Source organism: Ferribacterium limneticum (assembly GCF_020510565.1).
GTDB classification, from domain to species: Bacteria; Pseudomonadota; Gammaproteobacteria; order Burkholderiales; family Rhodocyclaceae; genus Azonexus; species Azonexus limneticus_B.
In genome coordinates this window covers 1,295,351-1,318,397 of the sequence record NZ_CP075189.1, presented here as the reverse complement: position 1 = coordinate 1,318,397, position 23,047 = coordinate 1,295,351, and the positions used below count along the sequence as shown (strand labels likewise).

At 62.7% G+C, this 23,047-nt stretch carries 20 protein-coding genes; 4 read left to right on the top strand and 16 right to left on the bottom strand.

Features of this window, described 5'->3' with window-relative positions; genetic code table 11:
- Nucleotides 1-92: 92 nt before the first annotated feature.
- The gene (locus tag KI610_RS06375; RefSeq protein WP_226497822.1) at nt 93-1,253 is read right to left on the bottom strand and encodes a pyridoxal phosphate-dependent aminotransferase; all 1,161 of its coding nucleotides are present in this window, start codon (nt 1,251-1,253) and stop codon (nt 93-95) included.
- Between the two features lie 48 nt (nt 1,254-1,301).
- Here KI610_RS06375 and mtnA point away from each other — a divergent pair, with 48 nt between their 5' ends.
- From mtnA to dmeF, 3 genes are read left to right on the top strand one after another with little or no spacing between them, the layout of a single operon-like run.
- Entirely contained in the window at nt 1,302-2,390 is a 1,089-nt protein-coding gene (gene mtnA / locus KI610_RS06370) for an S-methyl-5-thioribose-1-phosphate isomerase (RefSeq protein WP_226498518.1), read from the top strand.
- On the top strand, nt 2,383-3,012 hold the full coding sequence (locus KI610_RS06365; RefSeq protein ID WP_226497821.1) for a class II aldolase/adducin family protein: 630 nt from the start codon (nt 2,383-2,385) through the stop codon (nt 3,010-3,012). The genes mtnA and KI610_RS06365 overlap by 8 nt, the downstream gene beginning before the upstream one ends.
- Nucleotides 3,009-3,968: a CDF family Co(II)/Ni(II) efflux transporter DmeF gene (gene dmeF, locus KI610_RS06360; protein WP_226497820.1), complete on the top strand. Its 960-nt coding sequence runs from the start codon at nt 3,009-3,011 to the stop codon at nt 3,966-3,968. Before KI610_RS06365 ends, dmeF begins: the two co-directional genes overlap by 4 nt.
- A 3-nt stretch (nt 3,969-3,971) precedes the next feature.
- On the opposite strand, the gene KI610_RS06355 is transcribed toward dmeF, so the two are convergent.
- From KI610_RS06355 to KI610_RS06290, 14 genes are all read right to left on the bottom strand, one after another.
- Nucleotides 3,972-4,721 carry a flagellar brake protein gene (locus KI610_RS06355; protein WP_226497819.1) on the bottom strand — a complete coding sequence of 250 codons (750 nt, stop codon included), beginning with the start codon at nt 4,719-4,721 and terminating at the stop codon, nt 3,972-3,974.
- Nucleotides 4,718-5,572, bottom strand: a complete 855-nt coding sequence (locus KI610_RS06350) for an NAD(P)-dependent oxidoreductase (RefSeq protein ID WP_226497818.1) — start codon at nt 5,570-5,572, stop codon at nt 4,718-4,720. Before KI610_RS06350 ends, KI610_RS06355 begins: the two co-directional genes overlap by 4 nt.
- On the bottom strand, nt 5,569-6,435 hold the full coding sequence (locus KI610_RS06345) for an NAD(P)-dependent oxidoreductase (RefSeq protein ID WP_226497817.1): 867 nt from the start codon (nt 6,433-6,435) through the stop codon (nt 5,569-5,571). The genes KI610_RS06350 and KI610_RS06345 overlap by 4 nt, the downstream gene beginning before the upstream one ends.
- Before the next feature lie 91 nt (nt 6,436-6,526).
- Entirely contained in the window at nt 6,527-8,473 is a 1,947-nt protein-coding gene (locus KI610_RS06340) for a putative bifunctional diguanylate cyclase/phosphodiesterase (RefSeq protein WP_226497816.1), read from the bottom strand.
- A gap of 165 nt (nt 8,474-8,638) precedes the next feature.
- Nucleotides 8,639-8,863 carry a YgaP family membrane protein gene (locus KI610_RS06335; RefSeq protein ID WP_226497815.1) on the bottom strand — a complete coding sequence of 75 codons (225 nt, stop codon included), beginning with the start codon at nt 8,861-8,863 and terminating at the stop codon, nt 8,639-8,641.
- On the bottom strand, nt 8,860-12,078 hold the full coding sequence (locus tag KI610_RS06330) for an efflux RND transporter permease subunit (protein ID WP_226497814.1): 3,219 nt from the start codon (nt 12,076-12,078) through the stop codon (nt 8,860-8,862). The genes KI610_RS06335 and KI610_RS06330 overlap by 4 nt, the downstream gene beginning before the upstream one ends.
- A gap of 3 nt (nt 12,079-12,081) precedes the next feature.
- Nucleotides 12,082-13,023: an efflux RND transporter periplasmic adaptor subunit gene (locus tag KI610_RS06325; RefSeq protein ID WP_226497813.1), complete on the bottom strand. Its 942-nt coding sequence runs from the start codon at nt 13,021-13,023 to the stop codon at nt 12,082-12,084.
- Between the two features lie 142 nt (nt 13,024-13,165).
- Entirely contained in the window at nt 13,166-14,443 is a 1,278-nt protein-coding gene (locus KI610_RS06320) for an MFS transporter (protein ID WP_226497812.1), read from the bottom strand.
- Between the two features lie 33 nt (nt 14,444-14,476).
- On the bottom strand, nt 14,477-14,779 hold the full coding sequence (locus KI610_RS06315; RefSeq protein WP_319004214.1) for a c-type cytochrome: 303 nt from the start codon (nt 14,777-14,779) through the stop codon (nt 14,477-14,479).
- 73 nt (nt 14,780-14,852) lie between these two features.
- A complete protein-coding gene (locus KI610_RS06310; RefSeq protein ID WP_226497811.1) occupies nt 14,853-15,911 on the bottom strand; it encodes a potassium channel family protein in 1,059 nt (352 codons plus the stop codon).
- Nucleotides 15,908-16,336, bottom strand: coding sequence for a DUF3124 domain-containing protein (locus KI610_RS06305; protein ID WP_226497810.1), 429 nt, complete (start codon nt 16,334-16,336; stop codon nt 15,908-15,910). The genes KI610_RS06310 and KI610_RS06305 overlap by 4 nt, the downstream gene beginning before the upstream one ends.
- Nucleotides 16,337-16,500: 164 nt before the next feature.
- On the bottom strand, nt 16,501-16,881 hold the full coding sequence (locus KI610_RS06300) for a response regulator (RefSeq protein WP_226497809.1): 381 nt from the start codon (nt 16,879-16,881) through the stop codon (nt 16,501-16,503).
- Nucleotides 16,878-19,622: a response regulator gene (locus tag KI610_RS06295; protein WP_226497808.1), complete on the bottom strand. Its 2,745-nt coding sequence runs from the start codon at nt 19,620-19,622 to the stop codon at nt 16,878-16,880. Before KI610_RS06295 ends, KI610_RS06300 begins: the two co-directional genes overlap by 4 nt.
- Nucleotides 19,619-20,011: an Hpt domain-containing protein gene (locus tag KI610_RS06290; RefSeq protein WP_226497807.1), complete on the bottom strand. Its 393-nt coding sequence runs from the start codon at nt 20,009-20,011 to the stop codon at nt 19,619-19,621. The genes KI610_RS06295 and KI610_RS06290 overlap by 4 nt, the downstream gene beginning before the upstream one ends.
- A 156-nt stretch (nt 20,012-20,167) precedes the next feature.
- On the opposite strand from KI610_RS06290, the gene KI610_RS06285 reads away from it, so the two are divergent.
- Nucleotides 20,168-20,872, top strand: a complete 705-nt coding sequence (locus KI610_RS06285; protein WP_226497806.1) for a response regulator transcription factor — start codon at nt 20,168-20,170, stop codon at nt 20,870-20,872.
- A gap of 84 nt (nt 20,873-20,956) precedes the next feature.
- Here KI610_RS06285 and KI610_RS06280 read toward each other — a convergent pair whose 3' ends face one another.
- On the bottom strand, nt 20,957-22,822 hold the full coding sequence (locus KI610_RS06280; RefSeq protein ID WP_226497805.1) for a TolC family outer membrane protein: 1,866 nt from the start codon (nt 22,820-22,822) through the stop codon (nt 20,957-20,959).
- Between the last annotated feature and the right edge of the window lie 225 nt (nt 22,823-23,047).

Sequence of the window (23,047 nt, the reverse complement as noted above, 5' to 3'; positions counted from 1 at the left end):
CTGGCGCACTGCCGGCCGGTTTTCAATTTTGGGCATTTTTTCCGGTTGACCGTGGGAATCAGCCCGGCGCCGATCAACTGCTCAAGCCGCCCTCACGAAAAGGCTTTGTCCAGCTTTTCCGCCGCGGCCTTCAGCGTACTTTCCTGCTTGGCGAAACAGAAGCGGACGACCTTGTCGTCGCGCCCGTCGGCATAAAACACCGAGACCGGAATGACGGCTACGCCGACTTCGCGCGTCATCCATTCGGCGAAGGCCCGGTCGGGCAAATCGGAGATGCGGTCGTAGCGCGCTAGCTGGAAATAGGTGCCGCGACAGGGCAGCAGTTCGAACGGCGTGGTCGCCAACAACTCACGGAAAAAGTCCCGCTTTTCCTGATAAAAGGCGGCCAGCCGAAGATGGCGGTCGGCGTCCTGCATGTACTCGGCGAGCCCCAGTTGCGACGGCGCATGGACGGTGAACACGTTGAACTGGTGCACCTTGCGGAACTCGGCCATGAGCGCTGCCGGGCCGACGACGTAACCGATTTTCCAGCCGGTAATGTGATACGTCTTGCCAAAGCTCGAAACGACGATGCTGCGCGCCGCCAGTTCCGCGTCGGCGCAAAGGCTGGCATGCTGCTCGCCGTCGAACAGGATGTGTTCGTAGACCTCGTCGGAGAGCACGACGATGTCGGTCCCGGATATCAAATTGGCGAGTTTTTTCCGGTCCACCGTGGAAATGAGGCTGCCCGTCGGGTTATGCGGCGAATTGACGATGACCATCCGCGTTTTCGGCGTGATCAGTCGCGCTACTTGATCCCAGTCCGGCACGTAATCGGGAAAAGTCAGCTGGGCATAAACCGCCGTACCGCCGACTGTTTCGATGGCCGGCACGTAGGAATCGTAAACAGGTTCGAAGACGATCACCTCATCGCCCGGCCGGACGAAGGCGGCGATGGCCGTAAAGATGGCCTGCGTTGCCCCGGCCGTCACGGTCACCTCCGACTCGACGTCGTAACGCGTGCCGTAAAGCGCCGCCACCTTGTCGACGATGGCCTGACGCAGTTCCGGCATGCCGGCCATCGGCGCGTACTGGTTGCGCCCGGCCAGCATGTGGCGATGCACTGCATCGAACAACGCCGGCTCGGCCTGAAAATCTGGGAAGCCCTGCGACAGGTTGACCGCCCCGCACTCGGCGGCGAGTTTGGACATGACGGTAAAGATGGTCGTCCCCATGTTCGGGAAGCGGGAGTCGATGCGAACAGGCGTTTCCATGGTGCTGGCGGGTGTTTTGGAAATAGGCACTATGCCACAATGCGAACCATGAACATCGACGGCATCCCCACCCGCACCCTGCGCGCCCATCCTGAACAGCGCGCCATCGACATCATCGACCAGACCCGCCTGCCGCACGCGCTGCACTGGGTTCGTGTCGCCTCGCTCGACGAGGCGGCCCACGCCATCCGCGCCATGCAGGTGCGCGGCGCGCCGCTGATCGGGGCCACGGCGGCCTACGGGCTGGCCATCGCGCTTGACTTCGAGGCTTCCGATACCCGACTGGCCGAGGCTGCCGCGCTGCTGCGGTCGACACGCCCGACCGCCGTCAATCTGCACTGGGCGCTGGCTCGCATGGAAAGCGTGCTCCAGCCGCTGCCGGCCGAACAGCGGTGCGCCGCCGCCTGGACCGAAGCTGCCGCCATCGCCGAGGAAGACGTCGCCCAGAACGCGGCCATAGGCCAGCACGGTCTCAAGCTGTGGAACGAGCTGATCATCGCTGACGGCCAGACGCTCAACATCATGACCCACTGCAACGCCGGCTGGCTGGCCACCGTCGATCACGGCACCGCCCTGTCGCCAATTTATGCCGCGCACGACGCCGGCGTGCCGGTGCATGTCTGGGTTTCCGAAACCCGGCCACGCAACCAGGGCCTGCTCACCGCCTGGGAACTCGAACAGCACGGCGTGCCGCACACGCTCATCGCCGACAACGCCGCCGGCCTGCTCATGCGCGCAGGCAAGGTCGACGCCGTGATCGTCGGAGCCGACCGCATCGCCGCCAACGGCGACGTCGCCAACAAGGTCGGCACCTACCTCAAGGCGCTGGCCTGCGCCGACAACGGCATTCCGTTCTACGTCGCGGCGCCGCGCTCGACGCTCGATTTCGCCTGCGCCGACGGCGCCGACATCCCCATCGAGGAACGCGATGGCGACGAATTCCGTTTCGTCCACGGCCTCGACCAGCACGCCCAACCCTCGGCGCTGCGCCAGCTATCGGCCGGCGAAGACGTCGCCAACCCGGCCTTTGACGTGACGCCGAACTGGCTAGTCAAGGCCATCATCACCGAACGCGGCGTCTGCCCGGCCAGCCGCGAGGGCTTGCTGGCGCTTTATCCGGAAGAAAACCATGGCTGATTTGCGTACTGATCTGATCGCCACGGCCCGCGCCATGCAGCCGGCCGGCCTCAATCGCAGCACTGCCGGCAATGTCAGCGTGCGCAGCGGTGACGGCTTCTACATCACGCCGACCGGCATGGCCTACGACACCTTGATTGAAGACGACATCCCGCTCATGGCCCTCGACGGCTCACACATTGGCAGCCGCAAGCCGTCGTCCGAATGGCGCTTTCACCGCGACCTCTATGCCACCCGGCCGGAAGTCGGCGCCGTCCTGCACGCCCATTCGCCCTTCGCCGTCAGCCTGGCTTGCCTGCGCCTCGACATTCCGCCGTTTCATTACATGATCGCGCGCTTCGGCGGCGACACGATACGCTGCGCCGAGTATTCCATTTTTGGCTCAAATTCCCTGTCGACCGCAGCAATGACCGCCATGGCCGACCGCAAGGCCTGCCTGCTGGCCAACCACGGCCTGCTCGTCGCCGGGCGCGACCTCGACGAGGCATTGGCGCTCGCCATCGAACTCGAAGAACTCTGCGAGCAATACTGGCGGGCCTGCCAGCTCGGTCAGCCGGTGCTGCTCTCGGCCGATGAAATGGCCGCCGTGCTGGAAAAATTCAAGGGGTACGGCCAGCAATGAGCAAGCACGACCTGACGCGCTGGGCGCACAACCATCGCTACTCGACCGGCAACGCCGCGGCCGAACGCGGCACGCGCCTTGTCCTGTGGATCACCATCGCCACCATGCTCGTCGAGATCGTCGCCGGCTGGTGGTTCAACTCGATGGCTGTCCTCGCCGACGGCTGGCACATGAGTTCGCACGCGCTGGCCATCGGCCTCTCTGCCTTCGCCTACAGCGCGGCGCGCAAATACGCCGCCGACCCGAGCTTCGCCTTCGGCACCTGGAAAATCGAGGTGCTGGCCAGCTACACCAGCGCCATCTTCCTGCTCGGCGTCGCCGCCGCGATGATCTTCGGCTCGGTCGACCGGCTGCTCGCGCCGCAGGAAATTCACTACGCGGAAGCCATGGCTGTCGCCGTCCTCGGACTCGTGGTCAATCTCGTCTGCGCGCTGATTCTCGGCCAGGCCCACGGTCACGACCATCATCATGACCACGGACATAACCACGACCACGACCACGCCCATCATGATCACCACGACCTCAACCTCAAGGCCGCCTACATCCACGTCGTCACCGATGCCGCCACATCGGTGCTCGCCATCGCCGCGCTGGCTGGCGGCTGGCTCTACGGCTGGGCCTGGCTCGACCCGGCGACCGGCATTGTCGGCGCCGTCCTCGTTGCACTGTGGGCGAAGAACCTCATCGTGCAAAGCGGCCGCGTCCTGCTCGACCGCGAAATGGATCACCCGGTCGTCGCCGAAATCCGCGACGTCATCGCCCAACTACCGGCCGATGGCCAGACCGAACTGACCGACCTGCACGTCTGGCGCGTCGGCACCGGCGCCTACGCCTGCGCGCTGAGCCTGCTCACCCACGACGAAATGCTGACGCCGCTGAACATCCGCGATGCGCTCGCCGTGCATGAAGAAATCGTCCATGCGACGGTCGAAATCCATCGCTGCGACATCTGTTAGAGGCTATTTGGCCAGCAACTCGTGCCGCTCGCGCTCGACCTTGGCGATGTAGCGCTGGATACGGTTTTCCTCGACCGCCGGCATGTTCTCGAAGTGCAGGCCGATGCGCCACTGCTGCACGCCAGCCCGCCCAACCTGCGGCGTGATGTGGCGAATGGAGGCGCTAAAGAAAAGCTCGTGCTCGTCTTCGGGCAGGGCGAAATGGCAGTTTTCCAGGCGATCGCCGGGTGCCAGGCCATCGGGCAGGGTCAAGGCAGTCATGCCGATGCCGGCGACGGAAATATCGTGCGCCGGAAAGTTGAGCAATTTCCCGCCGGTCAACCGGCCGAAGAACTGCAGCGGTTTCCCGCGCGGCGTCTCGATGCGGAAAGTATCGCGGCGCTGCAGGCGAACGACGTGTTTCGGCAAAGGCACCGCAAAGGCCTTGCCGCCCTCGAAAACCACCTCGGTCGCCCGACCACTGGTGAATTGCACGTGAATGCCGGCTGGCCGGCCGGCGAACACATTGCGCCCGCTGGCGAGAAGGTGGCGGTTGATCTCGGCACTGCCGCTGCAGTCAAAAATGAGCCGGTCGCCGGCCGGCTGCGCATCGAGCAGCGTCGTCAGCATCATTTCCTCACCGCCACCGAACGAGACGGTGAACTGGTCCTTGGTCCGGGCATAACCGACGAGCAGAAAGGCGATGGGCAGCGTACCAGTAATATGAAAACGTTCTTCGATTTCGGCTTCGGAGAGTTGGGCGATCTGACTCATGCCAGCTCCAGCACGCGCAGCAGCGAAGACGTATCGTCCCGCCCCCAACCCTGCGCCATGAGCGCATTGAGTTGCTGTGCAACAACGGCCGTCAGCGCTACCGGTACGCCACTCTGGCGCGCCGCTTCGAGGACCAGCCCGAAATCCTTGTGATGCAGTCGGGCTTCGATGCCGGCCGAAAAATCACGGCTGACCATGCGCTCGCCCATCACGTCGAGCACGCGCGAGGCAGCTGAACCACCGGCCAGCGCCTGCCTGACCTTGCCACAATCGACCCCGGCACCGGCAGCCAGACGCATGGCCTCGGCGGCCGCTTCAATGGCGGCGACCATGATCATCTGGTTGCACGCCTTGGCGACCTGGCCGGCGCCATTCGGGCCGATATGGACGATGCGTTGCCCCAGGCATTCAAGCAGCGGCCGCACGCGGTCGAGCACCGCCGCCTCGCCACCGGCCATGATGGCCAGCGTCGCGGCTATGGCGCCCTGCTCACCACCGGAAACCGGGGCATCGAGAAAGTGAATGCCTTTTTCCGCCAGCCTGGCGGCGATACGCCGCGCCGCGTCGGGCGCGATGGTCGAGCAATCGACGAGTACAGAACCGGGCGCCATGCCTGCAATCAGGCCATCCTGGCCAAGCGCGACAGCTTCGACGTCAGCACTCGAGGTGACGACCGTAAATACCACTTCGCAGCAACGCCCCAACTCGGCCGGCGTGGCGCAAACGCGGGCCGGCAAATCACCGATGCTTTCCGGGCGACGCGCCCAGATGGCCAGCTCGTGGCCGGCACGCTGCAAGTGCATGGCCATCGGACGCCCCATGGCGCCCAGACCGATGAAACCTATGTTCATTCCTGCCCCGACAAGCGTTCAAGCAATTTAAGGACGGCGATCGAATCCTCTTCGCCCATGCAGGAACCGACCATGGCGTTGAACATCTGTGCCGTCGCCGCCGAACCCGGCAGGCAGAGACCCAGTTCGTGCGCCGTCTGCATGACGATGTTCAGATCCTTTTCGTGCATCCAGCTCTTGAAACCCGGTTTGAAATTGCGGTCGAGCATGCGCTGGCCGTGGTTTTCGAGGATTTTCGAGTAGGCGAAGCCGCCGAGCAGAGCCTCGCGCACCTTGCTACGGTCAACGCCATTTTTTGCCGCAAATGCAAATGCCTCGGCGACGGCTAGAACGCCCATGCCGGTCACGATCTGGTTGGCCGCCTTGGTCACCTGCCCCGCGCCACTGGCGCCGACGTGCACGATGTTCTTGCCCATGCATTCGAAAGCCGGTTTGGCCCGGGCGAAAGCCGCATCGGAGCCGCCGGCCATGATCGACAGCGTGCCGGCAATGGCGCCGACTTCGCCACCGGAGACCGGGGCATCAATGAAATCGACACCGGCTGCCGCCAGGTCTTCACCAATCTTGCGCGCCGCGGCCGGCGCGATGGTGCTCATATCGACAGCAACCAAGCCAGTCTGGCCGGCGCTGGCCACGCCACGCATGACTTCGGCAACATCCGGCGCATCAGCCACCATCGAAATGACCAGTTCGTTGCCACGGGCGGCATCGGCCGGGCTGGCTGCACCTTTGGCCCCGGCATCGAGCAGCGGCTGCATGGATTCGGCGCGGCGCGCCCAGACGGTGACATCATGGCCACCCTTGATCAGGTTAAGCGCCATCGGGCGCCCCATGATGCCAAGGCCGATAAATCCGATCTTCATACTGAACTCCATGTCGTGAAGCCCCAATTCTAGTGGGCTGTCCGGCAATTGGCGAGCGGGCAATCACCCCCGTACCCGCAGTGCAGCCAGATCAGGCGGGCAGTGCGACGTATTCCTCGCAGCGACCGAAGCCAACCACCTCTTCGGCCGACACCGGCTGGTAAAAATGGAAGCCCTGGACACGCTCGCATTCGAGCGTACGCAGGAATTCGGCCTGGGCAAAATTCTCGACCCCCTCGGCCACCAGTTGCAGGCCGAGCGAGCGGCCAAGCATGACGATGGAAGTCACCAGCGAGGCGGCATCGGGATCGGTGTCGACATCAGCCAGGAAGGAACGGTCGATTTTCAGGCGATCAAGCGGGAAGCGGCGCAGGTAGGAGAGCGACGAGTAGCCCGTGCCGAAATCGTCGATGGCCAAGCGGACGCCCATGGCCTTGAGCTGGGCCAGCGTCTGGATGGCGGAATCGACGCCGTGCATGACCGTGCTTTCGGTAATTTCGAGTTCCAGGCGGTTGGCCGGCAGGCCGGTTTCGGCCAGCACGCGCTGCACCGTCTGGACAAAATCGGGCTGACGGAACTGATGCGCCGAGATATTGACGGCCATTTCACCCATGTCGATACCGGCGTCGAGCCAGCTCCGAACCTGCCGGCAGGCGGTCAGCAAGACCCAGTGGCCGAGCGGCAGAATCAGGCCGCACTCCTCGGCGACAGGGATGAAATCAGCCGGGGCGATCATGCCGCGCAGTGGGTGGGCCCAGCGCACGAGCGCCTCGACACCAACGACCTTGCCGTTGAGCAGATCGATCTGCGGTTGGTAATGCAGCACCAGCTGGTTCTCGGCCAGAGCGCGCCACAATTCGCTTTCGAGATGCAGGCGCTTGTTGGCGGCCGCATTCATCGATTCGGCAAAAAACTGATGGTTGTTGCGCCCAGCCGCCTTGGCCGCATACATCGCGGCATCGGCATTGCGGATCAGCGTCAGGCCGTCGCGGCCATCCTCGGGATAGAGGCTGATGCCGATCGACGGCGTACAGTGCAGCGTATGACCATCAATGTCGCAGGGCAGGCCAATCGCCCGGGCCAGGCGATCAACCAGTGCCGTAACGGCAGCGTCGCGATCGAGTTGATCGAAGACGACGACGAACTCGTCGCCGCCCAGGCGGAACAGGCGCGTCGCCCGGTCCATTTCGCCGCCCATGCGGCGGGCCAGTTCGGCCAGCAGGCGATCGCCGGCATGGTGGCCGAGCGAGTCGTTGACCGTCTTGAAATTGTCCAGATCGATGATAAGCAGGGCCAGGCGGTTGATGCCGGGCACCGCGCCGTCGAGCAGCGTTTCGAGGTGGCCGTCGAGCGCCAGGCGGTTGGGCAGGTTGGTCAACTGGTCGTGATGCGCCAGGTAGTCGAAGCGCTCGGCCTCGGCCTTGGCTTCGCTGATGTCGGCGAAGGTGGCGACAAAATGCGAGGCCTGCCCGGCCTCGTCGCGAATCGCCGTGATCCGCATGTGCTTGGGATAGATCGTGCCATCCTTGCGCCGGTCCCAGACCTCGCCTTCCCAATGGCCGTTCTCGGCGACAAAGTCCCAGATGTTGCGATGCAGGTTGAGGCCTTGATGGCCGGCACTGAGCATGGTCGGCGTCTGGCCCAGAACCTCGCTGGCGGCGTATCCGGTGGTCTGCTCGAAAGCCGCGTTGACGGTCAGTATCCGCTGTGCGCCGTCGGTCAGGATCATCGCCTCGGAGGCGTGGTCGATGATCCGCCGCTGCAACGCGAGCTGGCTGTTTGCCTGGGCACGAACGCCGAACAACAGACGACATCCTTCGACGATCAACAGGGTGACGACGAGGCCAATGGCAAACAGCAGGAAGCCCCATGACGGGGTCGCCACCCCCAGGAACTCGCCCGAAGAATCCGTGAAATCCGCCGAAAACTGTCGATTGATCGACCACCAATCAAGGCCGAGGATGGCCCAGATCAGGAGGATCGCCGCCAGGGCGAAAAAAACGAGTTTTCGGCCGGCAAGGGCCGGAATCTGCTGCACGAATCGAACTAAGCCTTTAGTTATACCAAAGGCAGTTTACTCTAATAAAAACAATGTTTCACAAAGTTTTTCTAAAGCCGATTCGACGAAAAATCAGTCTTCATATCGGAGAACACTCCGTGCGAGCTTAGTCCCTGATCTAAAAATGGATTTACATCACTTAACTCAACTGCCGCAGCTCCCGTTGCTGCGCTTGACGCCCATTTTGGCCAGCAGTTTTTCCGGCGGACAGAAGCCCGTGAAGCCGCTTTGCAGCAAATTGAGGCCAACGAAGGCCGTAAAAGCGAGGAACCACTCCGAAACGAAGATCGGGCTACCTTGATAACCGAGGGCGAGGGAGAGCAGGACGAAAAAGCCCGCCATGATGCGGATGATACGTTCGATGGTCATTGTTGATGCTCCTTGCGGAAGGCCGAAAAATAGAGGACGGGGATGACGACCAGCGTCAGCAGTGTGGACACCATGATGCCGAAAATCAGGCTGATGGCCAGGCCGTTGAAGATCGGGTCGTCGAGAATGAACATGGCGCCGAGCATGGCGGCCAGCGCAGTCAGGGCGATGGGTTTGGCGCGCACGGCGGCTGACTGGATGACGGCTTCGCGGAAGGGCATGCCGGTCGCCACCTGCAGCTTGATGAAATCGACGAGCAGGATGGAGTTGCGGACGATGATGCCGGCCAGGGCGATCATGCCGATCATCGACGTCGCCGTGAATTGCGAGCCGAACAGCGCGTGGCCGGGCATGACGCCGATGATGGTCAGCGGGATCGGGGCCATGATGATGAGCGGCACGAGGTAGCTGCCGAAGTGGGCGACAACCAGCAGGTAGATCAGGATCAGGCCGACGCCGTAGGCGATGCCCATGTCGCGGAAGGTTTCGTAGGTCACCTTCCATTCGCCGTCCCATTTGACGCTGTAGCCGGCGTACGGGTCATTCGGCTGGCGGATGAACCATTCGCCCAGCGTGCCGCCTTCCTTGAGTTCCATGCCGTTGATCTTGCTCCGGATGTCGAACATGCCGTAGAGCGGCGAATCGAGCTTGCCGCCCATGTCGCCGACGACGTACACGACCGGCAGCAGATCCTTGTGGTAGATAGCTTTCTCACGGGCTGCATCGCGCACTTCGACCAGTTCGGAAACGGGCACCAGTTGACCGTCACGCGAGCGAACACGGAGCTTCAGGAGCGCGTCGAGGCTGGATTGCTTTTCGGCCGGCAAGGTGACGCGCACCGGGATTTCGAACTTCGACTCGGTATTGTGGGCCGGCGTGACATCCTGCCCGGCCAGTCCCATGCTGACGACCTCAACGATGTCGCTCTGCGCCACACCAAGTTGCGCCGCCTTGCTCTGCAGCACATGCAGGATGACCTTGCGCGAATCGGCCTCGATGTAGTCGTCGACCGCGACGATGTCCTTCGTTCCCTCGAAAGCCTTGCGCACCTGCTTGCCGACGCTCATCTGGCCCTTCATATCCGGACCGTAGATTTCGGCGACGATGGGCGACATGACCGGCGGCCCGGGCGGCACTTCGACGACCTTGGCGACGCCACCATTGGCCTTGCCGATGGCCTCGACACGGTCGCGCAGGGCGGTGGCGATTTGGTGGCTGGAGCGCGAACGGTGATGCTTGTCAGCCAGGTTGACCTGAATGTCGCCCTTTTCCGGCAAAGCACGCAGGTAGTACTGGCGAACCAGGCCGTTGAAATTGATCGGGCTGGCCGTGCCGGCGTAGGCCTGGTAGTTGGTGACATCCTTCTCGAGCGCCAGTTCGGCGCCGATTTCATGCAGCACGCGCGCTGTTTCCTCAAGTGGCGTGCCGACCGGCATGTCGAGAATGACCTGGAATTCGCTCTTGTTGTCGAGCGGCAGCATTTTGAGCACGACGAGCTGGAAGTAGGCCAACGACACGGAGCCGAGTATGAGCAGGACGATGGCGATGGCCAGCTTGATCCGCGCGGCGCCGCCCTTGATCGGGTCGAGGAAGGGGGTCAGGAGCTTGCGGAAGGTGCTGTCGAGTTTGGCGTCGAGCTTCGATGGCTGATGCTCCGCCTGGGCGTTGCCGTGCGACTTCATCATCCGCGCCGCCAGCCAGGGCGTGACGACAAAGGCGACGGCCAGCGAAATGGCCATGCCCATCGACGAATTAATCGGAATCGGGCTCATGTACGGCCCCATCAGGCCGCTGACGAAGGCCATCGGGAGCAGGGCCGCGATCACGGTCAGGGTGGCGAGGATGGTCGGGCCGCCGACTTCATCGACCGCCGGCGGGATGATTTCGAACAGGCTTTTTTCGGGGTACAGCCCTTGCCAGCGGTGGATGTTCTCGACGACGACAATCGCGTCATCGACCAGGATGCCAATCGAGAAAATCAGCGCGAACAGCGAGACGCGGTTGAGCGTGAAGCCCCAGGCCCAGGAGGCGAACAGCGTCGCCGCCAGCGTCAGCGTCACGGCGACACCGACGATCACCGCCTCGCGCTTGCCGAGGGCGAAAAAGACGAGCAGGACGACGAAGGCCGTGGCAAATACCAGCTTGCCGATCAGTTTCTGAGCCTTTTCGGTCGCCGTTTCGCCGTAGTTGCGCGTTACGGTAACTTCGATGCCCTCGGGAATGACTTTGTTTTTCAGGTCATTTATCCGGTTGACCGTAGCAGTCGCCACATCGGCTGCATTGACGCCGGGCTGTTTGGAAAGCTGCATCGTGACAGCGGGAAATTCGCCGCTCTGGTCGCCGTACCAAGCGTAGCGTTTCGGCTGATCCGGGCCGTCCTCGACGGTCGCCACGTCGCTCATGAATACCGGCTTGCGCGCGCTGGCCTCGCCGCGCACGGCAACGACCAGTTGCTTCACGTCGACGGCCGATTCAAGATAGGTGCCGGTCTGGACCAGCACTTCGCGGTTGCTGGCGGTCAAATTGCCGGAGGATTGCAGGGCGTTCGAGACCTTGAGCGCGCCGGCGATGTCCTGCGGCGTGACGCCAAAAGCGTTCATCCGTTCGGCGTCCATCAGGACGCGGATGGCGTGGTCAGGGCCGCCGATGGTCGAGATGTCGCGCGTCCCCTTGATCCGCTTGAGTTCGATCTCGACTGCGCGGGCGACCTGCTGCAGGTCGAAGGCAGAGCGCGCCGGGTCCTTGGTCCAGAAAGTCAGTCCAACAATCGGCACATCGTCGATGCCGCGCGGCTTGATGACCGGCGCCATGACCCCGAGGTTGGCCGGCAGCCAGTCGCTGTTCGAATGCACGGTGTCGTAGAGGCGGAGCACGGCATCGTTGTATTTGACGCCGACGTCGAACTGCACGGTGATGATGGCCATGCCCGGACGCGAGGCCGAGTACACGTGCTCGACGCCATGCAGGCGCGACAGCACCTGTTCGCCGGGACGGGCCACCAGATTTTCGACATCCTTGGCCGAGGCGCCGGGGAAGGCAATCATGACGTCGGCCATGGTCACGTCAATCTGCGGCTCTTCCTCGCGCGGCGTGACGAGCGTGGCGAAGAGGCCCATCAGGAAGGCAACCAGCGCCAGCAACGGCGTCATCCGCGAATTCTGGAAGGCGGCGGCAATGCGCCCGGAAATACCGAGCGTCGTCTTCTCGCTGCTCATGGCTTAGTTTGCCGACTTGAGCTGAATTCCGGCCTTGACCGGGTCGGTGACGACCTTGTCACCGGCCGACAAGCCGGCCAGAACCTCGATTTCGCCCTGCCCGACGGCGTCGCCGAGGCGTAGTTGACGTAGCGACAAACGATTGTCGGCGGTCTGCACATAAACCGCGGCGACCTCGCCGCGCCGCAACACGGCAGCGGCCGGGACGGTCAGTTTTTCCGACTGGCCGGTGATGAAATGGACGCGGGCGAACATGCCCGGCGTCGCTTCCGGCACATCGGGCAGCGTCACGCGGACCTGCGAAACGTGGGTCGCGGCATCGGCCGTCGGCAGCACCTGAACCTTAACGGCATCGACCCATTTGCCCAACTCGGGGAATTCGACACGGGCCGTTTTGACATCGCGCATCGCCTTCAGGCGGTATTGCGGAATGCTCGCCGTAACGCGCAGGGTGCCCGGCTGGTAGATGGTAAACAACGGTTTACCCGGCGTCGCCATATCGCCCATTTCGGCGTGGCGACGGGCGATGATGCCGGTCATCGGCGCGACGATGGTGGCGTGGCTCTGGCCGGCGCCGGCGGCAGCGCGATTGGCGGCGGCGGCATCGAGATCGGCCTTGGCCTTGTCGAGCGCAGCGGTGCTCATGAATTTCTGGGTGACGAGACTTTTCGTCCGGTCGTAACTGACCTTGGCATTGGCGTACTGGGCCTCGGCGGCACGCGCCGCTTCGGCCGCCTCGCGAGCGTCGATGCGCATGAGCACGTCGCCCTTTTTGACCGACTGGCCGGCGTCAGCCCTGACCTCAAGGACGCGGCCGGCGATCTGGGCACCGACCGTTGCCTGCTGCACCGCCTCGACCAGCGATTCGGCCGGGAAGGCCAGGTCGACGGCGTGCGGCTTGACGGTAATGACCGGCAAGGGTTCAGCCGCAATTGCGACGGTCAACCCGAAAAAAAGGCTAAAAACGAAAGGTCGGAGAATGTTTGCGTTCATAAATATAAGCATACGCTAATTTATAAGAATGGCACAAGCCACATGCTGCTGGTTCATTGATTTTATTGTGTTTTATTCAAAAACACAGGGCCCGTCACGACGCCTTCCAGATATTCCGGCAGCGCGTTTCCTTGATCCACCAGCACGATGCCGCGCCGAGGATGGCGACGATGCTCACCACCAGCACGCCGTGGCGCCAGGTTTCGACATCGTAAACACGGGCACCGCTGACCATTTCGCCCGTCCAGCCGAGGTCCATGATCCAGCCGACAAAGGGTTGCAACAGCGCCGCCGTCATGAAGCCGCCCATGTTGGCGACGCTCGTCGACATGCCGGAGAGCAGCGGCGGATTGACCTCCTTGGCACAAGCCCAAGTCAGGCTGAAACCGGCCGTGGTCAAGCCGAGCAGGGCAAAAAGCAGGTAGGACACGGCAACCGGCATGGCCACGCAGGAGAGCAGGAGCAGCCAGATCAGGGCGTAGAGATGCGACGTCACAATGAGCACCGGCTTGCGCCGGCCCAGGCGGTCGGACAGGCTACCGATGAACAGACAGCCGACGGCAAAGCCGCCAAACCACAGCGACAGATGCGCTGCGGCAACCGATCGTGCCAGTCCGTGCACCTGCATGAGGTAAGGCGTCGCCCACAAACCGGCGAAGGTAAAAAAGGCGCCGCACATGCCGGTATTGACCAGCAGCGACGGCCAGGTGTCACGGTTCCTGATCACCGAGAGCAGGCCGGAAATCACCGCCGTGCGGTCGAAGTGGGGCTTCGGCGCGGCACTATCCCGGTCCGGCGCATCGCGCACGATCAGCCAGCACAGCACGCCAAGCGCCACCGAGACGAAGCCAACACCAATGAACACACCGCGCCAGCCAGTCGCCTGCGCCACCGCCGAAAGCGGCGCGCCGGCCAGCACCGAACCGAGATTGCCGATCAGCATGCCGATGCCGACCATGGTGGCGAAACGGTCTTCCTCGAACCAGACGGCGATCAGTTTGAGCATGGCGATGAAGGTCACCGACACGCCCAACCCGATCAACGTCCGCCCGACCAGCGCGAGTTCGAGCGTCGGCGCCATGCCGAAGAGAAAGCTGCCGGCCCCGCCGACCAGCCCACCAAGGGCCAGAATCCGGCGCGGACCCAGCGTATCGGCAAGGATGCCGGTCGGAATCTGCATCAGCGTATAAACGTAAAAATAAGTCGCCGCCAAGACGCCCAACGAGGCCGCCGAAGTATCGAAAGCGGCGGCCAGGTCGGGCGCAATGCCGGCCGGGGCAAAACGCTGGAAGAAAGAGAGAATGTAGGCGACCGCGACGACGCCGAGGGCTAGCCAGCGACGGCGCATTTGTTCGTGGGTCAGTGCTTTCATTCAGTCTCGCTTCTCGTCATCCGCCGCCAGCGCTTACTTCTGGGTAAGGACCCACTTGGCCAAGGTCGCCGCTTCGGCATCGGTCACATTGTTCGCCGGCATCGGCACCTGCCCCCATTCGCCCTTGCTGCCGCCCTTGATCTTCACGGCCAGCGCGGCTTCCGCACCTTTTTCCGCAGCCCGCTTGGCGGCAATGTCCTTGTAGGCCGGGCCAACGATTTTCTTGTCGATGGCGTGGCAGGTCATGCAGTTCTTGGCCTTGGCCAGTTCCGGCGAAGCCTGTGCGGTACCGGCCAGCAGCAGGAAAGCGCCGGCCATCATGATTGTTTTTTGCATGTTTATTTCCTCCGAAAAATTGCGGCCGACAGAGAAACCTGTCGAGAAACCGCCTAACCCCAAAAAAATTGCTTCAAGACGCCATTTCGATCAACAAGGTCTCAATTTCAGTACGCCCGACCGGGCTGGCCATGGCGATCAACGTGAAGCCGGGCTTGAGCAGAAAGTCCTTGTCCGGATTGAACTGCCAACTACCGTTACGCTCGCGCACGGCAAGAAAAACGTAATTGGCGCTACGCAACTGCAGCACGCCGAGCGGCTTGGGAATGAATCCGGCCGGCACCGGCACCTCTTCGACGCGCAGGTTTTTCTCCGACTTGAGCATTTCGTCGAGAAAGGAAACCACATGCGGCCGGATCATCGCCGACGCGATGCGCATGCCGCCCGTAAAGTCGGGCGAGACGATGGCGTCGGCCCCGGCCTTGCGCATCTTTTCGATGTTGCGCGTTTCGGTACAGCGGGCCACGACGCGCAATTCGGGCTTCAACTGCTTGGCCGTGATGACGATCATCAGGTTGCGCGAATCGTCGCCGGTCACCGCGAACAGACCCTTGGCGTCCTCCAGGTCGGCGGCGATCAGCACGTCGTCGTCGCTGGCATCGCCGTTCAGGAAGAGAAAACCAATGTTCTTTTCCTTGTATTCCTCGAGCTTGTGCAGGTCTTCGTCGATGCCGACGAAGTGCCGGTTGGTTGCTGCCAGTTCGTGCGCAATGTTGCGCCCGACCCGGCCGAAGCCGCACAAAATGTAGTGGCCCTTGAGTTTCTTGATTGTTTTTTCCATGCGTTTTCTCCGCAGGGTTCCATTGAGGTCGGTTTCGAGCAGCGCCACGGTGACGACCGAAAACAGCAGCGACAAATTGCCGGCACCGAGAATGCCGATGACCACCGTCAAAACCCGCGCCGGCTGGTTGCTCGACATGTCGATGATTTCGCCGAAGCCGATGGTGGCGACGGTGATGAAGGTCATGTAGAAGCAGTCGAACCACGAATACTTGCCCTCGGTCAGCACCATGTAACCGATGGTGCCGAACAGATGCACGGCAAACAGCATGCCGAGCGCGACGTAGAGCAGCCGGACGATATAGCCGGTCTGCAGGGTCTTGATCGGGGATGCGCCGGAGTTGCCGCTCATTCCGTCAGCGGTACCGACTGGGTCATGAAGATGACGGCCTTGCCACCATCCATATTGACGTGCAAGGACTCGACCAGCGGCGGATTGACCAGCTGCTCGGCGTCCCACTTGATGATGAAATTGGCCCCCGAGCCACCGGAAGCGTCGTTGAGCTCAACAAACAGCTCGAGCGTGCCGAGTGGCGGCACGACGGTCGGCGCCGGCACGCGCTCGCCAAGCAATTTGCCGCCGGTGTCGAAATATTTGGCTGACAGCACCCGGATTGAACGCTTGATGTCGGTATTGCGAATGCTGACCAGGGTCGACAGCAAGACGTTGGACGCCTTGCCGCTCTTGCCCAGATTGCCGTAGAGCATGTGCGAATAGATCGGCAGGTAAAGCGTTTGCCCCTTGGCCAGTGGCCTGGCTTCCTGGGCGACTGCCACGGTCGATGGCAAAAAATTGCCAAAAACAAAAGCGCAAAACAGGCCTCGCCAGATTTTCCGATATCGCATCTCGTCCCCCTTGTTCTGTCGCCTCTGGCATTGATGCCATTTGTCCCGATTCTGCCACAAGCCCTGCCCGGCGGGGCAGTGGGAAAAACTGGGGCTTATCGCTTGTCGGCGGCGAGCAGGGAGCGCAGTTGGCCGGCCAGCGAGGTCCAGTCAATCGGCTTGGCGATGTGTGCGGCGGCAAGTCGGCCGGCCCGCTCGAGAAATTCGGGATCGCTGCGCCCGGTCACCAGAATGACCGGAAATCCGGCCCCGTGCGTCTGGCGAATGGCCGAACAGACTTCGAAACCGTCGCGGCCGGGCATTTCAACGTCGAGCAAGGCGATGTCGAAGCTGGCGCGCTGGAATTCGGCCAGCGCATCATTGCCGTTATCGACCAGGGTCAGGACAAAATCGCCGCCACCCAGCGCCGCCTGCATGAGCAGGCCGGCGGTGGGGTCGTCATCGGCGGCGAGCACTCGCCAAGGCATGGCGCTCATGCTTTTTGCCCAGCCAGCAATGCTTTCAGGGCGGCTTCGACACGCGACCACTCGGCCCGCAGCCCGTCTACCCGGGTCAGTAGCTGCCGCATCTGTCCTTCCCGGCCAAGCTGTTCGATCTCGCTGCACCGCTCGGCCAGGCCGTTGGCGCCAACATTGAAACTGCTCGACTTGAGGGCATGGGCGGCGCGGGCCAGCACGGCGGTATCGCCATCGGCCAGGCCTTGATCGAAGTGCACCCATTCGCGTTCGGCGGCTTTCAGATAGGCCACCAGCACCTGGCCGACCAGCGCTTCCGCCCCATCAGGCGACAAGGCCCGGATTTTTTCGAGGGCGCCCGGATCGAGCGGCGCCATATCGTCGCCCACCTCACCCTGCGCACTCGCAGCAGGCGCCGGTTTGCGCCGCTCGGCCGGCAGCCAGCGCGCCAGCACCGCCAGCAACTCGTCGCCGGTGTAGGGCTTGGCCAGGTAATCATCCATCCCGGCCGCGACGCAACGTTCGCGGTCGCCCTTCATGGCATTGGCCGTCAGCGCGATGACCGGCAGATGCCGGTCGCTGCCCGCTTCGCGTTCACGCAACGCCGCCGTCGCGGCGAAACCATCGAGGATCGGCATCTGGCAATCCATCAAAACGAGATCGACCGTCTCGCCCGCCAGTACATCGATCGCCTGCTGACCGTCGCCAGCGCTGATGACCTCCAGCCCCAATCGTTCCAGCTGGGCACGCGCCACGATCAGGTTGCTTTCGTTGTCTTCGGCGAGCAAGACCTTGCCGCGCAACCTCCGGCTGGCCGGTAGCACTTTCAGGCTTTCGCTGCGCTCCCGGCGACCAAGAGCGGCTTCGACGGCACGCAGCAAATCCGCCTGACGCAAGGGTTTGGCCAGACAAGCCGCGACCTCCAGTCCGGCCTGCGCCAATTGCTCTGGCATGTCAGGGGCCGACGAAAAGACGATGACCCGCATCGCCGACAGCCGGGGATTGGCGTGCAAGGCGCGCATCAGGTCGAGCCCTGACATCTCGGCCATTTCCATGTCGACCAGCAACAGCGCGTACGGCTCGCCTTCGGCCATCGCCGCGCCGGCCATGGCCAGGGCGCGCAGTCCGGAACTCGCCGTATCCGCCGTCCAGCCGCGCCCCTTGAGCTGGGCCAGCAAAATCTCGCAATGGGCCGGCGTGTCATCGACGATCAGCAAGCGCCGGCCAGCGACGACGGCCGGTTTTTGCACCGGTTTTTCCTCTGGCAACTGGCCGTGCGGCATGGCCAATTCGACCGAAAAGCTCGCCCCCTGCCCCGGCTGGCTGTCGACGCTGATACTGCCGCCCATCATGTCGACCAGGCGCTGACAAATGGCCAGCCCGAGGCCGGTTCCGCCGTACTGGCGCGTCGTCGAGCCATCGGCCTGGGCAAAATGTTCGAAAATCCGCTGCTGGGCGTCCAGCGGAATGCCGATACCGGTGTCTGTCACGGTCAACCGGAAATTCAGGCCAAATTCGGAATTTTCGAGGACACGCAAACGCAGGAAAATCTCCCCGCTGGCCGTGAATTTGATGGCATTGCCGAGCAAATTAACGACGATCTGGCGCAAACGCAGGGCGTCGCCCCGGACCACCAGACTCTCGTCCGGCGGCAGATCGGCCAGCAGTTCCAGGCCTTTCTTGCCGGCCTGCTGCGAAAACAGCTCGAGTGATTCCTCGAGCAACTGGCGCAGATCGAAATCGACGGCATCAAGCTCCAGTTTGCCCGACTCGATTTTCGAAAAATCCAGAATGTCGTTGATGATGCCGAGCAGGTGTTTGCCCGAGCGCTCGACCGCCTCGACAAACTGGCGCTGGGTCGGTGCCAGTTCGGTGTTGAGCAGCAGTTCGGTCATGCCGAGCACGCCATTCATCGGCGTCCGGATCTCGTGGCTCATCGTCGCCAGAAACTCGCTCTTGGCCAGACTGCCGGCCTCCGCCGCCTCCTTGGCGAGACGCAGTTCGCGCGTCCGCTGCTCGACAATCTGCTCCAGATTCCCCAGGTGGGTCGACAACCAGTGATCGCGTTCGCGAATCTGTTCAACCATCTGGTTGAAACCGTCGGCCAGCTGGGCAATTTCGGTCACCCCGCTATCGGCCGCACGAATATCCAGCCGGCCGACCGAGACCTCCGCCATGCGCTGGGTCAAGCCCTGCAAGGGTTCGATCAGCCTTTCGACATGCCTCGCCTGCAAGCGTAGTGCAACAGCCAAAGCCACTGCCGTTTCAAACAAGATCAAGCCAAGATAAATGAGCAACTGCTGATAGACGCTGCTCAAATCGATACTCAGGCGCAACCAGCCGAAAGGCTGATCGGGCGGGCCGGCCGGCGCCAGAAAATCAATCCGGCTCCAGGAGAAGCGATGCCCGGCCACCGGATCGATCAAGGGCATCGGCCGGGAATCTTCGGCGCCGCGGCTATCGTAGGCAACGAACACCGAATGATCCTGCCGGAACAAGGCGGCCGAATGCAGGTAGGGCATGCTGCGCAGAAGCGCGAACTTTTCGTTGAATGCCGCGCGCTCACTCCCGGCCAGCGCCGGAGTCAAACTTTCGTTGAGCAATTCGAGGCGGGCGTAGCCCTCGGCGACATGCCCGCGCATCGCCATCCAGCCGGCGGTGCCCAGGATGAATATGCTGACAAAGGCAATCGCCAGTAGCAGCACATAAAAATTGATGCTGGCCAGCCGGGCACGAATGGAGACCGTCGGCATCTGGTTCATCGTCCCCGCCCTTCCGAACTTGGCGCGGCAGACTTCCAGGCCTCCGCCGCCGCCAGCCAGGTTTGCCGAAATGATTGCTGCAAACTTTGACGCAAGTTGTCCGGAACAGCATTCGCCTGACCAGCCAGGCATTTCAACAACTGATTCTCAAGGGCGGCGGCCCTCTCCGCCAGCGCCGTCGCGCCAACATTTGCCGCCGCACTGCGCAGCGCATGCACACGCTTTTGCTCCCGCGCGTGGTCGCCGACACTCTCCCGCCAAGCCTGTTCCCAGTCGGCAAAATGCTCGACGAACAAGCCAACGGCCTGCCACCAGAGCATGGGCTGATCAAGCATGCGCCCGATGGCAGCAGCCACGTCAAAACCATCCAGGGTGCGGGGAACAGACATCCAGTGCGGGGCTCTATGAATCAGTCGGGAGAAGTCACGAATAGAAGCGAATTGTCGCCCGAGATGCCGAGGCAATGTTAAAGAATAGTAAAACAAAGCCTTTGTTTTACCTTGGATTACAATCCTTTCTTTATCGTGTACTCGAAACGAATAAACATGCGTCAGACTGCGCTTATTGTTGAGGACGACCCGGGAACTCGCCACGTGCTGAGTTCAACGCTGGCCACCGCCGGCATCGACTGTATTTTTGCCGAAACCGGTGCCGCCATGTGGCGACGACTCGACGAAAAGCCCGACGTCATCATTCTTGATCTGAGCCTGCCCGACGCCGACGGCCTCGAACTGCTCCGCCAGCTGCGCCAACACTCCGAAATTCCCGTTCTCATCCACTCCACCCGTTCCGACGAAATCGAACGCATTATCGGTATCGAGATTGGCGCCGACGACTTTCTGCCCAAGCCCTGCAACATGCGCGAATTGCTGGCCCGCACCCGCGGCCTGCTGCGCCGGACCCAGCGTGCAGTCCCCGGCCGCGGCGAAATGCGCCGCCTGCATTTCGGTGACTGGATACTCGATACCGCCTCGCGCGAACTCACCTTGGCCGGCGGCCAACCGACCCCGCTTGGCGTATCGGGTTTTGCACTGCTCGTCGCCTTCCTGGAGCACCCCTTCGAGCCGCTCTCGCGCGAACAACTTTCGCGCGTCCTCAAGCGCGAATACGTGCCCTACGACCGGATCATCGACGTCCACGTCAGCCAGATCCGCCGCATTCTCGGCAAGCAGCCCGATGGCAGCGCTTTCATCAAGACGCTGCGCTCGCAGGGCTACGTTTTCATCGCCGAGGTCGAAGCACTGAGCTAAGCCTCGCACCCGTAAACGCCAAAGGCCATGCAATTGCATGGCCTTTGTCTTTTCTGGCCGGCTTTCAGGCCGACCCGGGGCACCTTACTTGGCCAGCCCCTTGCAACCGCCAACCGTATTGCCATGACACGGGATGGACGTCTCGCGGTTGATTAGCCACTTGCCATTGACCTTGATCATCTCCAGCGTCTTCTGCGTCGTGTCGTTGTAGCCCTTGGATTGATAGACCTGACGGAATTCGGCGAAGGCGCGGTCGTTGCCGTCCATCCTGACTTTCATGTCCTGGATGTCGACATTGATGCTGTCGCGCGGGGCGATGCGGCCACGGCGTAGTTGCGCCCAGTCTTCGCGGGTCAGACCGCCGTCAGGAGTGAAGGTCGGGGCGTAGAAGGCGCTGTAGGCGGCGTAGTCTCTGGCCGACCAGGCGGCAGCCCAGGATTTGACCTGGTTCTGGATGCCGGCTTCGGGGCTGAGGGCGATGGGTGCTGCTGTAGCCGCGGGAACGAGCGGGGCACGGCTGGCGTTGAGGGCGGCAGCTTTGGCGTTGAGGGCGTCGCGATCCGGCAGGCCGAGGGCGATGGGGTCGTTCGGGCAGAGTTGGCTCGGGTCGACATCGGCGAGTTCGCTGTTGTCCGGGGTGGCGGCGTCGAGGCGTTGCAGGCCGAGCTGTTCGAGCAGCGTGCCCATGCCGGCGTAGGTGCGCAGGTAGGCGAGGCTCAGGTCGGTGTCGGCGTTGATATTGGCGCGGCGGGCGGCAAGGAGTTCGTTTTCGGTGTCGAGGAGGTCGAGCAGGGTGCGTTGGCCGACGTTGAACTGGTCACGGTAGGCGTCACGGGTCTTTTCCAGGAGGGTGACCTGGCGGGCGTTGAAGGTGGTTTGTTCCTTGAGGCGCTGGACGTCGTTATAGGCGATGAGGAGCGTTTGCCGGGTGTCGCGGCAGGCTTTTTCGCGGAGGTCGAAGGCGAGGTTTTTCTTTTCGATGGTCTGCTTTTCGCGGGCACGATCAGAGCCGCCGTTGAAGAGGTTCCAGCTGACGACGAGTTCGGCGACGTTGTGGTGGCGATCGCCGGTGTCACCGAGGTAGTTGCGGGTGTTGTCGGTGCGGGCGCGGAAGTCGAGTTTGGGGGAGTAGGCACCACGACGGGCGTTGATTTCGTATTGGCTGGCTTCGATGTTTTCGGTGGCGGCTAAGAGCGCGGGGTTTTTGCGGTGCAGGGTGTCGAGGGCGACTTTGGCCTGGGCCGGGATGGCGGTGTTGAGTTCGGCCGGGGGAGCGATGGCGTCGGCGGGTTGGGCGCCGACGAGGCGCTGGTAGCGGGCGCTGACGTCGTGGAGGTTGGCGCTTTCGGTGATCAGGTTGATTTCGGCGAGGGCGAGGCGGCTGCCGGCTTGTTCGAAGTCGACGCGACGACCGACGCCGCTTTGGGTTCGCCGTTCGATCTGGTCGTAGGTGGCTTTGTGCTGGACGTAGTTGTCTTTGGCGAGGTCGACGAGGTGGCGGTAGCGCAGGACGTCGAGGTAGGCGCGGCCGGCTTCGAGGGCGGTGGTTTCGGAGGCGTCGAGGAGTTCGTAGTAGCGAACGATGCGGGCTTTGTCGAGGCGGCGGACTTCGTTACGCGTGGCGAAGCCGTCGAAGAGCATCTGGTTGAGGCTGAGCATGACGCCGCTGCGGGTGTAGTCGCGGTCGGCGGCCGAGGGTTGGCGCAGACTTTCGCGGCCGGTGCCGGCGGTAAGGTCGACTCGCGGGAAGTAGCCGCCGCGGGCGACGCCGATTTCTTCGTCGGCGGCGCGGTAGGCGTGCCACTTCGAGGTGACTTCCGGGCTGTTGAGGACGGCGCGTTGAGCTACTTGTTTCAGGGTGGCGGCGGGGGCGGTCGGCACCGGCGAAACCTGCCCGATAACAGGAAAAGCAGCCGAGACAAGTAGCGCGACAAGCGTGAATTTTTTCATGAGTGACATTTTTGTTATGGCAGAAAGAGGGCAAATCCCGGGCCGGGGCAAATATGCGCGCCCGGTACCACGAAAAATGCCAAAGAAATAGCTGGTCGTGATTATAGAGAGCCCTGCCACGCTGAATGTAAGAAATGGTAAAGGCCCGCCATTCAGGCGTTTACAAGGGAGGCACTGTCGATTTCTGACGACTGCTACGGTCAACCGGAATTTTGGCCAAAATAT